Below are 11,876 nucleotides of genomic sequence, written 5' to 3'. Positions count from 1 at the left end.
GTGGTTCGTCCAAGGATAAGGGAGGACGGCACGTGGTTTTTCCCCGCCGGTCGCGGGGCCGGTAGCGTCGTGACGTGGCCCACCTCGATGATCGCCTGGCCGACACTCGGGTGCCGATCCATCCCCACCTGGCCGCTCGTTGGAGTCCCCGGGCCTTCGATCCCGCCGCCGACATCCGCGCCGAGGACCTGCTCGCCCTGGTGGAGGCGGCCCGCTGGGCGGCGACATGGGGCGGCCGCCAGCCGGTGCGCTTCGTCGTCGGCGTGCGGGGCGACGACACATTCGGCCGGCTCGTGGGCGTGCTGCGCCGGGGCAACAGCTACGCGTCGGCGGCCGCAGCGCTGCTCCTGGTCTGCGCCGACGAGGGTGAGGACGAACGCACCGCCCGCTACGCGGCCGTGGACGCGGGTGCGGCGATGGCCAACCTGGCCGTGGAGGCGGTGTCCCGGGGACTGGTCACCCATCCGATGGCCGGTTTCGACGTCGACGCCGCCCGCGCGGCGTTCGGCATCCCGGACGGTGTCGCACCCCTGGCGGTCGTGGCGGTCGGAATGCTCGGCGACTACGCGGCGGTCGGTGCGGCGCTCGCCGAACGGGACGCGCGGCCGCGCACCCGGCCCCCGTTGAGCGAGATGGCCTTCGCCGGGCGTTGGGGCACCCCGTACGTCGCCTAGACGCCGAGGAACGTGAACGGCTCGGCGGGAGCGAAGTGCGGACTCGCGTCGCCCGCGTAGATCGTCTTCTCCCCCTCGCCGAGTGCGAGCGTGCGGGTTGGTGCGCCCTCGCTCAAGTCGAGGTTGTCCAACTCGACCCAGAACGTGTTCGGCGACAGCGCCGACTCGAAGAAGTAGCGCCGGGCCTTGTGGTCGATCGCGGTGCGCCACCGGGTCGAGGAGATGTTCGGCTCATCGGAGGTCGCGATGCCGTACGGCGCGGACACGTTGCGCATGACGCTGAGCACCGAAGCGGCGGCCACCAGCGGATCGTCGGTCTTGGGGATGGCCTCGACGTAGAACGACGCCCGCACGAACCGGTCGGCGGCCCGGCTCGTCCCGGGCAGCATCACCGTTCCGCCGATCTCCCGCCAGTACTCGGTGATGGCGAGCTGTTTGTCGAACGTCGGCGAGTTCGTCATGACCTGGTATTGCCGACCGTGGTGGATCACCTGCTCACCGCCGATGTACTCGACGATGGCGCTGTCCCCGGTCGCGTCGGACATCGCCAGGTGCACCGTCGCCGTCAGGTCCTGTCCCGGGATCTCGGCGGTGGCCACCCGCAGCGGTGTCGCGGTCAGCGCCGCGACCGCCTCCGCGACGGAGGCGAAGGTGTCGAGCACGTACTGGCCCCACAGCGAGACCGAGACGGCCGGACCGTCGGCGGTGGCGGCGGGATACTCCGATTCGGCCAGCCAGAGCAGGTTGGCCGCCAGCCCGGCCTCGTTGACCCCGTCGGTGGTGGAGATGTCGAAACCGGAGGCGATGACGCTGCCGTACTTCGACGTCCACTCCAGTGAGCCCGGGCCGGCCGCACCGTCATGGCGCGCGCCCCGCGGAAACGCCCACAGGCTGGTGCCGATCTCGGTCTTCCAGTCCATCGAGCGCCCGGTGACGACGCGGTCGTTGGTTCCGAGATAGACCACCCGTGTGCACATCGCGTCACTGTATGACGGTCAGCCGCACGCCGCGGCCAGCCGGCTCACGTCCGCCTGATATTGCTGGTTGAGCGCGGTGACCACCATGGCGGCCGGCGGCGGCCCGGCACCGGGTGCGATGACCTTGCTCTGCGCGTCCAGATCGGCGCGGGCACGGACCAGGCGGTCGACTGTCAGTGCGACCTCCTCGGCCGCAGCAGCCAGGTCGGGCTCGGTGACCGCCTGCGCGCGATCCCGCACCCCGTCGGCCCAGCTGCGGTAGTCGAGGTCACTGGGTTCGGTCTTGGCGTTCATCGCGTCGACCTGGGTCTTGTTGAAGCTGAGCAACTCCCGCACCGGAGCGCATTCCTGCGACGACGGTCCCCGGAAGAACGTCCACCAGACAGCGCCGGCCACCAGCCCCACCGCCAACACCACCACCGTGCCCAGCGGCCGACCACGCATCACTCTTCCCATGCTGGCACGCCGGCGACATCGCGCCGAAATCGGAGCCGACCCACAATTAACGCCGCGGCAACACTTCGCGACTTCTCACGTAACACAACCATCGCCTACTGCCAGTGATCGGTCCGTAGGGGACCGCATAGCACATGCAGGAGAACGTCTAATGGATGTAGTCGACACAGGCACCACGGCCTTCATGCTGTGTTGCATCATCGGCCTCACGCTGATGATCCCCGGGCTGGCGCTGTTCTACGGCGGCATGGTCTCGGTCAAGAGCTCGACCAACATGATGATGATGACGTTCGCCTCGGTCGCGATCGTCGGCGTCCTGTGGGTGCTCTTCGGATTCTCGATGGTGTTCGGCACGTCCTACGGCGGCTTCCTGGGCAGCATCACCGAATTCGCCGGGATGAAGGATCTGCTGGAGTCCCAGACCACGATCTCCGGCCTGCCGATCAGTCTCTTTGCGCTGTTCCAGGCGCTGTTCGCGGCGATCACCGTCGCCCTGATCTCCGGTGCGGTGGCCGACCGGATGAAGTTCGGCGCCTGGCTGCTGTTCGCGACCGCCTGGGCGGTGCTGGTGTACTTCCCCGTGGCGCACTGGGTGTTCGCCTTCGACGGCGTGGTGACCGAGAACTCGGTCGGCGGCTGGATCGCCAACCAGCTCAAGGCGATCGACTTCGCCGGCGGTACCGCAGTGCACATCAATGCCGGCGCCGCGGCGCTGGCCGTGGCGATCGTGCTGGGCAAGTCCGCGATGTTCGGACAGCTCCGCAAGCCGCACAACGTCCCGCTGACGCTGCTGGGAGCCGGACTCCTGTGGGCCGGCTGGTACGCGTTCAACGGCGGGTCCGCGCTGGCCGCGGGCAATTCTGCGGCCATCGTCATGGTCACCACGTTCGTCGCCACCTGTGCCGCCACGCTGGCCTGGCTGGCCGTGGAGAAGATCAAGGACGGGCACGTCACCGGTGTCGGTGCCGCCTCCGGCGCGATCACCGGACTGGTCGCCATCACCCCTGCCTGCGGTGCGGTCACCCCGGTCGGCGCGATCTTCGTCGGCGCCATCGCCGGCGCGATCTGCGTGTACGCGGTGGGTCTGAAGTCCAAGTTCGGGTACGACGACTCGCTCGACGTGGTCGGCGTGCACCTCGTCGGCGGTGTGATCGGCACGCTGCTGATCGGGTTCTTCGCCAGCGAGAGCATGCCCAACGCCACCAACGGTCTGTTCTACGGCGGCGGGATCGATCAGTTGTGGAAGCAGGCGATCGCCGCCTTCGCGGTCATGGCGTACTCGTTCGTCGTCGCCTTCGTCATCGCCTTCGCGCTGAAGAAGACCATGGGCATCCGCATCTCGCCCGAAGAAGAGGAGAAGGGCATCGACGCGGCGTTCCACCGCGAATCGTCCTACGACATGCAGACCGTCTGATCCGATCGCCGGCCGGCACGCCCATCCAGCGCGCCGGCCGGCTTTCATTTGCCCATCGGGTTTCCCCACGTGATACTGTGATTCACAACAAGAGACAGGCAGAACCGTTCATGACCTCTGATCTCGCCACCCTCGCCGAGAAGACCGGCACCCGCTTCGTGCTGGCCCTGTTCGTCGATCTGCGGGGTAAGCCGTGCGCGAAGCTCGTTCCCGTCGAGGCCATCGAGCAACTCGCCACCGAAGGTGTGGGTTTCGCCGGCTACGCGGTGGGCGCCATCGGTCAGGAGCCCAAAGACCCCGACCTGATGGCCATGCCAGATCCCGCGTCGTTCACGCCGGTGCCGTTCATCAAGGAGGGGCTGGCGATCGTGCACTGCGATCCGCACGTCGAGGGCACACCGTGGCCGTATGCGCCGCGGGTGATCCTCAAGACCCTCATCGAACAGACCGCCGACGCCGGCTTCGAGGCGTGGGTCGGCGCGGAGGTGGAGTACTTCCTGCTCACCCGCAACCCCGACGGCAGCCTGGCCACCGCCGACGCCGCGGACACCGCGGCGCAACCCTGTTACGACGCCCGCGGCGTGACCCGGATGTACGACCACCTGACCACGATCTCCGCGGCGATGAACACCCTGGGCTGGTCGAACTACGCCAACGACCACGAGGACGGCAACGGCCAGTTCGAGCAGAACTTCGAGTTCGCCGACGCTCTCACCACCGCCGATCGCGTCATCACCCTGCGCTACCTGCTCTCGATGATCGCGGCCGAACGCGGCATGGTCGCCACCTTCATGCCCAAACCGTTCGGCGACCGCACCGGCAGCGGACTGCACCTGCACCTGTCGCTCACCAGCGGCGGCACGCCGGTGTTCCCGCGCGACACCGACGACGGCCGGGGGCTGGGGTTGTCCGACACCGCATACGGTTTCATCGGCGGCATCCTCGACCACGCCTGCGCCCTGCAGGCGGTGATCGCGCCGACGGTGAACTCCTACAAGCGAACCGGCGCCGTGTCGACGGCCTCGGGCGCCTCGTGGGCACCGCGCAATCCGACCTACGGCGGCAACGACCGCACCCACTATCTGCGCGTCCCGGACTGTCAGCGGGTGGAACTGCGCGGCGGCGATGGTTCAGCCAATCCCTATCTGGCGATCGCCGCCGCCCTGGGCGCCGGCATCGACGGCGTCAAACGCAGCGCCGACCCGGGGGCGGTCGGCGGCGGCTGCGCCATCGGCACCGGGCGCGCCACCCTGCCACCGACCCTGCTGCACGCGGTGGAAGCCCTCGAGGCCGACCCGGTGATCGCCGGGGTGCTCGACGCGGCCGGCGACGGCGTTTCCGGATACTTCGCCGACCTCAAGCGCCGCGAATTCTTCGACTACCACGGGACCGTGAGCCCGTGGGAGGTCGAACAGTACCTGACAGCGTTCTGAAAACTCCTCGAAAGGATCCACCGATGTGCGGGATCGTCGGGTTGCATCTGCGCAACCCCGAACTGTATCCGCGGCTGGGCGAGTTGCTCACCGGCATGCTGTGCGAGATGTCCGACCGGGGAAGTGATTCGGCCGGCGTCGCAGTCTACGGAGACCCGACCTGGACCCCGCCCGGGCGCAGCTGCGTATCCCTGCTGGCCGTGGACGCCTCCGCGGACGCGGTGGCCGAGGCCGTCGGGGCGGCGCTCGGCGCGGCCACCGACGTCACCGTCCTGGACGTCACCTACCTGGTGACCGCCCAGGCCGAACCCGAAGCGCTGTTGGCCGCGGTCCGGGCGGCCTTCCCGGATGTGCTGATCGCCGGATTCGGCGAGGACCTCGCCGTCCTCAAGGGAGTCGGCGACCCCCACACCCTGACCGACGCGTGGGGACTGCGCACCGCGCAGGGCCGCCAGGGCGTCGGGCACACCCGGATGGCCACCGAATCGGCGGTGACGCCGTCGGGTGCCCATCCCTACGCCGTCGGCACCGGGCAATGCCTGGTGCACAACGGTTCGTTCGCCAATCACGCCACCGTACGTCGCGAATTGCGTGCCGCCGGAGTACATTTCGACAGCGAGAACGACACCGAGGTCGGCGCCCGTTTCGTCGCCAGCCGGCTCGCCGAGGGCCGCGACGTCGAGACCGCCCTGAAAGAACTCTGCGCCACCTTCGACGGCTTCTACACACTGCTGGTGTCCAACAGCGACTCGTTCGCCGTGGTCCGGGACGCCATCGCCTGCAAGCCGGCGGTCATCGCCGAGACCGCCGACTGGGTGGCCATGGCCAGCGAGTACCGCGCCCTGTCCGGCCTGCCCGACGTCGAGCAGGCCGCGATCTGGGAACCCGAACCCGAGGTGGTGTACGCATGGACCCATTAGTGTTCGACCTCCGCACGACCGCGTTGCGCGAGATCAACGCCGCCCTGCACGCACCTGATCTGTCGGGCGACTTCCTCATCGAGAATCCCGACGGCACCCACAATGTCGCGGTCGGACTGCACGCTCCGGTGCGCGTCCGGGTGGCCGGTCACGTCGGCTACTACGCCGCCGGGATGAATCAGGATGCCGAGGTCGTCATCGACGGCAACGCCGGCACCGGCGTCGCCGAGAACATGATGAGCGGCACCGTCTGGGTGAAGGGCAACGCCTCACAGTCCGCGGGTGCGACCGCCCACGGCGGGCTGCTGGTGATCGAGGGGGACGCGGCCGCCCGCTGCGGCATCTCGATGAAGGGTGTCGACATCGTCGTCGGCGGCGACGTCGGCCACATGAGCGCATTCATGGCCCAGGCCGGCCGCATGGTGGTGCGCGGCAACGCCGGTGATGCGCTGGGTGATTCGATCTACGAGGCGCGGCTCTACGTCCGCGGTGACGTCGCCTCCCTGGGTGCGGACTGCGTCGCCAAATCGATGCGCGCCGAACACCACGAGGAACTCGGCCGGCTGCTCAAGGCCGCCGGTTTCGAGGACGACGACACCGCCTCCTACACCCGCTACGGCTCGGCCCGCGAGCTCTACCACTTCCACGCCGACAACTCCGGGAGTTACTGATGAGCCCCTGGGGCCTGCGCGAGTCCGCCACCTTCGACCGCGCCACCATCGCCGCCATCCAGCGCGCGGCCGACACCGGCATCTACGACATCCGCGGCTGGGGCGCCAAACGCGCGCTGCCGCACTTCGACGATCTGTTGTTCCTGGGTGCGTCGATGTCACGCTATCCGCTCGAGGGCTACCGCGAGCGCTGCGACACCGATGTCGTGCTCGGCGACCGGTACGCCAAACACCCGCTGCACCTGTCGATCCCGGTGACCATCGCCGGCATGAGCTTCGGGGCGCTGTCCGGCCAGGCCAAGGAGGCGCTGGGCCGCGGTGCCAGCGAGGTCGGCACCTCGACCACCACCGGCGACGGCGGCATGACCCCCGAGGAACGCGGCCAGAGCAAATACCTGGTCTACCAGTACCTGCCGTCGCGATACGGCATGAACCCCGACGATCTACGCAAGGCCGACGCCATCGAGGTGGTGCTCGGCCAGGGCGCCAAACCCGGTGGCGGCGGAATGCTGTTGGGGCAGAAGATCTCCGACCGGGTGGCACAGATGCGCACGCTGCCCCCCGGCATCGACCAGCGCTCAGCCTGCCGCCACCCCGACTGGACCGGTCCGGACGATCTGACCATCAAGATCAACGAGCTGCGGGAACTGACCGACTGGGAGAAGCCGATCTACGTCAAGGTCGGCGCCACCCGTACCTACTACGACGTCAAACTCGCTGTGCACGCCGGCGCCGACGTCGTGGTGGTCGACGGCATGCAGGGCGGTACCGCCGCCACCCAGGACGTGTTCATCGAACACGTCGGCATCCCGACCCTGGCCGCGATCCCCCAGGCGGTGCAGGCGCTCTCGGAACTGGGGGTACACCGACGGGTGCAGTTGATCGTGTCCGGCGGGATCCGCAGCGGCGCCGATGTCGCCAAGGCGCTGGCCCTGGGCGCCGACGCCGTCGCGATCGGCACCGCCGCCCTGATCGCCCTGGGTGACAACCATCCTCGCCACGCCGGCGAATACGAGAAGATCGGCAGCGCCGCCGGCTTCTACGACGACTTCCAGGACGGCCGTGACCCGGCCGGGATCACCACCCAGGACCCGGAACTGGCCGCGCGACTGGACCCGGTCGACGCGGGCCGGCGGCTGGCGAACTATCTGCGGGTGCTCACCATGGAGGCGCAGACGATCGCGCGTGCCTGCGGTAAGGCCCACGTCTGTCACCTCGAACCCGAGGACCTGGTGGCCGTGAGCATCGAGGCCGCCGCGATGGCGCGGGTCCCGCTGGCCGGTACCGACTGGGTCCCCGGAGCAGGGCTGTGAGGTCCAGCGCCGACGTCGTGATCGTCGGCGGTGGCATCGAGGGCGCCGCCGCGGCCTGGGCGCTGTCCGAGCGCGGCGTCACCGATGTGGTCGTCTGCGAACGCAATACCGTCGGATCCGGCATGACCGGGAAATCCAGCGGGATCGTGCGGTGCCACTACGGCGTCAGTTCGCTGGCCGCGATGGCCGCCGCCGGCCTCGAGGTGTTCGAGAAAGCCGGGGAGATCTTCGGCGACGACATCGGCTTCCGCCAGACCGGCTACGTCGTCGGTGTCGGTGAGCAGAACGTCGACGCGCTGCGCGCCAGCATGGCCGCGCAGCGCGCGGTCGGGGTGCAGACCGAGGAGATCGACGCCGCCGAGGTGGCGAAGCTGTGGCCGCACGCCGATCTGTCGCCGTTCGCCGCGTTCGGGTGGGAGGCCCGCGGCGGCTACGGTGACGCGTACCAGACCGCGCAGGCCTTCGCTGTCGCCGCCCGTGGCGCGGGCGTCCGCATCCGGCAGGGCACCCCGGTGTCGGCGCTGGTCACCGACGGTGACCGCGTCACCGGTGTCCGCCTCACCGACGGCAGCGAGATCTCCGCCGGGACCGTCGTCGTCGCGACCGGCGCGTGGACCCGCCCGCTGCTGGCCCAGGCCGGCATCGACATCCCGATCCGCGTGGTGCGGGAGCAGATCGTGCTGATCGATCCCGGCGTCCCGCTGGGGCCGGTGCCGGTGTTCTCGGATCTGGTGTCACTGCAATACATCCGGCCCGAACCCGACGGCACCGTACTGTTCGGCAACAGCGATCTGGCCGACCCTCAGATCGCCGATCCGGACGACTACCTCAACCGGGCCACCGACGCGTTCGTCGACATCACCGTCGAGAAGGTCGGCACCCGCTTCCCCGGCTTCGCCGATGCCGCGATCACCAGCAGCTACGCCGGCTGTTACGACGTCACCCCGGACTGGAACCCGGTCATCTCCCGGACCGAACTGGACGGGCTCGTCGTGGCCGCCGGCTTCAGCGGGCACGGGTTCAAGATCGCTCCCGCGGTCGGCCGGCTCGTCGCGGATCTGGTCATCGACGGCCGCAGCGCCGACCCCCGCATCCCCGAGTCGGACTTCCGGCTGTCCCGCTTCGCCGAGGGCGACCTGCTGACCACGCGGTATCCCTACGCCGGCGCGGGGCAGATGCGCTAGACAGGTGACGTGACCTCCCCCGACGATCCTGTCCCCCTGCTGCGTAACCGATCGGGGACCGCCCGCGAACGCGATCCGCACGAAACCGTCGAGGAGATCGAACTCGAGACCGCGATCGGGCGCAATGTGCGCGCGCTGCGCCAGCAGCAGGGTCTGACCGTCGCCGACATGGCCGACCGGGTCGGTATCTCGAAAGCGATGATGAGCAAGATCGAGAACGCCCAGACCTCGTGCAGTCTGTCCACGCTGGCGTTGCTGGCCAAAGGATTCGACGTCCCGGTCACCACGCTGTTCCGCGGCGCCGACGTGGAGCGGCCCGCCGCGTTCGTGAAATCCGGGACCGGGGCCCGCATCGTGCGCAACGGCACCAAGGAAGGGCACGAGTACCAACTCCTGGGTTCACTGCGCGGCGAGCACAAGCGGCTGGAGTGCCTGCACGTCACGCTGTCGGAGAAGAGCCGCACCTATCCGCTGTTCCAGCATCCGGGCACCGAATTCATCTACATGCTCGAGGGCGTCATGGACTACAGCCACAGCCGCTCGGTGTACCGACTACACCCCGGGGACTCCCTGCAGATCGACGGCGAGGGGGCCCACGGGCCCGTCGATCTGGTGGCATTGCCGATCCGGTTCCTCTCGGTCATCGCGTTCCCCGACGCTCAGGTGTGAGCGCCGGCCGAAGGTCGCGTTAACGCCTCCTGAAAATCGGCACGACGTGCGCGCAGCGGCGCTACAGTCGCGACATCGCCGACCGTAAAAGGGGAGCACTGTGACGACTGCCGAAGAACGCTCAGCCCAACTGGATCTGGTCGCCCGGCTCAAGTCGGCCTACCCCGAACTGCCCGATGCGCCGTATCCCGACATGATCAGCCACGAGCGGTTCCTGGCCTACATGAAGACCAGCCACGACGTCGGCGGCGAACCGGATGCGCCGATGCGCTACGTCAACAAGCAATACGAGTACTGGGAACACATGACGTATGTGATCTGCGAGGTGCTCGCGCAGCGGGGTATCTGGCTCTCCGAGGAACGCCGGCGCATCGGCAACGTCGATGTGGGCCGCGCCATCTACCTCGGCATCCCCTACTACGGCCGGTGGCTGTGGGCGGTCGCGCGGGTGCTGGTGGAGAAGCACCACATCAGCCTCGGTGAACTCAGCGAGCGGATGGCCGAGGTGCAGGAGCGCTACGCCGGCGGCCTCGCGGGCAAACAGCTGGAAGCCAAGCCCAAGTCGGAGGGCGACGGGTCGCAGGTCAAGCGCAACGCCCACCACCTCAAGGCCATCGGCATCGGCGATCCACAGATCTACGCAGGTCAGGCGGGGGAACCCAAGTTCCAGGTCGGCGATACGGTGGTGGTCCGCGAACTGCCCGCACTGCTCTACACCCGCACCCCGGAGTACTGCCGCGGCGCCCGGGGCGAGATCGCCGACGTCTCCTACGAGAGCCCGGCGGCCGAGGACGAGACCTGGGACCGCGAGGACGCGCAACCCGAGTGGTTCTACATCGTGCGCTTCAACCAGTCCCAGCTGTGGGACGACTACACCGGCACCCCGCACGACACCCTGCAGACCGAGCTGCCCGAGCGCTGGCTGCGCGCCGCGGACGAGGAGGGAACGCGATGAGCCACGACCACACTCATGACCACGACCACGACCACGACCACGACCACGACCGCACCGTCAAGCCGATGGTCGACGAGGTCACCGATTTCGAGGTGCTCGAGATCGCGATCCGCGAACTGTGCATCGAGAAAGGCATCTTCACCGCCGAGGAGCACCGCCGGTTCACCGAGTTCGCCGAGCAGATCGGCCCGACACCCGCTGCCCGCCTGGTCGCCCGGGCCTGGCTGAATCCCGACTTCAAGGAACTCGCGCTCACCGATCCGATGGAGGCCAGCAAGCAGGTGGGTGTCGACTGGCTCGAGCCGACCGGATTCGGAACGCCCAGCGACTTCGTGGCGTTCAAGATCCTGGCCGACACCCCGACGCTGCACCACGTCATCGTCTGCGCGCTGTGCTCCTGCTATCCCCGGCCGATCCTGGGCAATTCCCCGGAGTGGTATCGCACCCCCAACTATCGCCGCCGCCTGGTGCGCTGGCCCCGTCAGGTGCTCGCCGAGTTCGGCCTCTATCTGCCCGACGACGTCGAGGTGCGGGTCGAGGACTCCAACCAGAAGCACCGCTTCATGGTCATGCCGCTGCAACCCGAGGGCACCGAGGGCTGGTCGGAGGATCAGCTCGCCGAGATCATCACCCGCGACTGCCTGATCGGGGTGGCGCTGCCCAAACCGGGCGTCACCACCAACGTCATCACCGAAACCCGGCCCGCGGTGCACGGGGTGAGCGACTGATGGACCCCCGTCCGGTCGATCAGGTCCAGATCGCACCGCTCACCCGGATCATCGAGCGCAATCAGGTGTGGCCGCGGATGGCCGCCAAGTACGGCGTCGAGAATCCCGTCCCGCCGTGGAAGACCAGCCTCGACGGGCTGTGCGATGCGCTCGACAAGGCCGAATGCGGGCCGGAGGTGCTCACCTTCAAGCAGCGGCGTGACGAGGAGGACATGCTGTCGGCCACCGTGTACGCCGACCTGCCCTACCCCGAGAACCAGCTGATGGCCCTGGCCCACTCACTGGTGGCGCGCGGGGTGATCGACGAGGCCGAACTGCAGCAGCGGTTGACCAGCATCCGGGCCCGCTTGGAGGCCTGAGCCCGCCGGAGTACAGTCTGCGGTGTGCAGCGGGTGCTCCTTCTCGGACGCCGCGGCGGGGTCTGATCAGACCGGCTTCCCGTCGCGGGTGTTCGCGATGCGCCGGTCGAGTCCCCCTCAAAC

At 68.7% G+C, this 11,876-nt stretch carries 13 protein-coding genes; 11 read left to right on the top strand and 2 right to left on the bottom strand.

Going from position 1 to position 11,876, the window contains the following annotated elements:
• Window positions 1-74: 74 nt before the first annotated feature.
• The gene (locus ACN27E_RS20100; RefSeq protein ID WP_422744105.1) at window positions 75-674 is read left to right on the top strand and encodes a nitroreductase family protein; all 600 of its coding nucleotides are present in this window, start codon (window positions 75-77) and stop codon (window positions 672-674) included.
• Here ACN27E_RS20100 and ACN27E_RS20095 read toward each other — a convergent pair.
• Together ACN27E_RS20095 and ACN27E_RS20090 are read right to left on the bottom strand one after the other, a co-directional pair.
• The gene (locus ACN27E_RS20095; protein ID WP_422744103.1) at window positions 671-1,651 is read right to left on the bottom strand and encodes a linear amide C-N hydrolase; all 981 of its coding nucleotides are present in this window, start codon (window positions 1,649-1,651) and stop codon (window positions 671-673) included. The two genes, ACN27E_RS20100 and ACN27E_RS20095, sit on opposite strands and share 4 nt — an antisense overlap.
• 18 nt (window positions 1,652-1,669) lie before the next feature.
• Window positions 1,670-2,107 (bottom strand): hypothetical protein, encoded by a 438-nt coding sequence (locus ACN27E_RS20090; RefSeq protein ID WP_422744102.1) that lies wholly within the window; start codon window positions 2,105-2,107, stop codon window positions 1,670-1,672.
• A gap of 151 nt (window positions 2,108-2,258) precedes the next feature.
• Here ACN27E_RS20090 and ACN27E_RS20085 point away from each other — a divergent pair, with 151 nt between their 5' ends.
• From ACN27E_RS20085 to ACN27E_RS20040, 10 genes are all read left to right on the top strand, one after another.
• Window positions 2,259-3,521 (top strand): ammonium transporter, encoded by a 1,263-nt coding sequence (locus ACN27E_RS20085; protein ID WP_422744100.1) that lies wholly within the window; start codon window positions 2,259-2,261, stop codon window positions 3,519-3,521.
• Window positions 3,522-3,631: 110 nt separating this feature from the next.
• Window positions 3,632-4,954, top strand: a complete 1,323-nt coding sequence (gene glnT / locus ACN27E_RS20080; protein WP_422744099.1) for a type III glutamate--ammonia ligase — start codon at window positions 3,632-3,634, stop codon at window positions 4,952-4,954.
• Between the two features lie 23 nt (window positions 4,955-4,977).
• Entirely contained in the window at window positions 4,978-5,874 is an 897-nt protein-coding gene (locus ACN27E_RS20075; RefSeq protein ID WP_422744097.1) for a glutamine amidotransferase, read from the top strand.
• Entirely contained in the window at window positions 5,862-6,545 is a 684-nt protein-coding gene (locus ACN27E_RS20070) for a protein glxC (RefSeq protein WP_422744096.1), read from the top strand. The genes ACN27E_RS20075 and ACN27E_RS20070 overlap by 13 nt, the downstream gene beginning before the upstream one ends.
• Window positions 6,545-7,858 carry an FMN-binding glutamate synthase family protein gene (locus ACN27E_RS20065; RefSeq protein ID WP_422744094.1) on the top strand — a complete coding sequence of 438 codons (1,314 nt, stop codon included), beginning with the start codon at window positions 6,545-6,547 and terminating at the stop codon, window positions 7,856-7,858. Before ACN27E_RS20070 ends, ACN27E_RS20065 begins: the two co-directional genes overlap by 1 nt.
• Window positions 7,855-9,042, top strand: coding sequence for an NAD(P)/FAD-dependent oxidoreductase (locus ACN27E_RS20060; protein ID WP_422744093.1), 1,188 nt, complete (start codon window positions 7,855-7,857; stop codon window positions 9,040-9,042). Before ACN27E_RS20065 ends, ACN27E_RS20060 begins: the two co-directional genes overlap by 4 nt.
• Window positions 9,043-9,051: 9 nt before the next feature.
• Complete coding sequence (locus ACN27E_RS20055) at window positions 9,052-9,711, top strand: helix-turn-helix domain-containing protein (RefSeq protein ID WP_422744092.1); 660 nt, start codon at window positions 9,052-9,054, stop codon at window positions 9,709-9,711.
• 100 nt (window positions 9,712-9,811) lie between these two features.
• On the top strand, window positions 9,812-10,666 hold the full coding sequence (locus ACN27E_RS20050) for a nitrile hydratase subunit beta (protein ID WP_422744090.1): 855 nt from the start codon (window positions 9,812-9,814) through the stop codon (window positions 10,664-10,666).
• Window positions 10,663-11,394: a thiocyanate hydrolase subunit gamma gene (gene scnC, locus ACN27E_RS20045; protein WP_422744088.1), complete on the top strand. Its 732-nt coding sequence runs from the start codon at window positions 10,663-10,665 to the stop codon at window positions 11,392-11,394. The genes ACN27E_RS20050 and scnC overlap by 4 nt, the downstream gene beginning before the upstream one ends.
• On the top strand, window positions 11,394-11,753 hold the full coding sequence (locus ACN27E_RS20040) for a thiocyanate hydrolase (RefSeq protein WP_422744087.1): 360 nt from the start codon (window positions 11,394-11,396) through the stop codon (window positions 11,751-11,753). The genes scnC and ACN27E_RS20040 overlap by 1 nt, the downstream gene beginning before the upstream one ends.
• Window positions 11,754-11,876 lie beyond the last annotated feature (123 nt).

The organism is Mycobacterium sp. WMMD1722, from assembly GCF_049315205.1.
Lineage (GTDB): Bacteria > Actinomycetota > Actinomycetes > Mycobacteriales > Mycobacteriaceae > Mycobacterium.
Note: the sequence above shows the minus strand (reverse complement) of the source record. Positions and strands in the feature narration are given on the sequence as shown.

What these genes read in the sequence shown, in the direction of transcription:
- ACN27E_RS20085 (WP_422744100.1), top strand. Translation starts at nt 2,259, where the DNA reads ATGGATGTAGTCGACACAGGCACCACGGCCTTCATGCTGTGTTGCATC.
- ACN27E_RS20040 (WP_422744087.1), top strand. Translation starts at nt 11,394, where the DNA reads ATGGACCCCCGTCCGGTCGATCAGGTCCAGATCGCACCGCTCACCCGG.
- ACN27E_RS20070 (WP_422744096.1), top strand. Translation starts at nt 5,862, where the DNA reads ATGGACCCATTAGTGTTCGACCTCCGCACGACCGCGTTGCGCGAGATC.
- ACN27E_RS20090 (WP_422744102.1), bottom strand. Translation starts at nt 2,107, where the DNA reads ATGGGAAGAGTGATGCGTGGTCGGCCGCTGGGCACGGTGGTGGTGTTG.
- ACN27E_RS20095 (WP_422744103.1), bottom strand. Translation starts at nt 1,651, where the DNA reads ATGTGCACACGGGTGGTCTATCTCGGAACCAACGACCGCGTCGTCACC.
- ACN27E_RS20075 (WP_422744097.1), top strand. Translation starts at nt 4,978, where the DNA reads ATGTGCGGGATCGTCGGGTTGCATCTGCGCAACCCCGAACTGTATCCG.
- scnC (WP_422744088.1), top strand. Translation starts at nt 10,663, where the DNA reads ATGAGCCACGACCACACTCATGACCACGACCACGACCACGACCACGAC.
- ACN27E_RS20065 (WP_422744094.1), top strand. Translation starts at nt 6,545, where the DNA reads ATGAGCCCCTGGGGCCTGCGCGAGTCCGCCACCTTCGACCGCGCCACC.
- glnT (WP_422744099.1), top strand. Translation starts at nt 3,632, where the DNA reads ATGACCTCTGATCTCGCCACCCTCGCCGAGAAGACCGGCACCCGCTTC.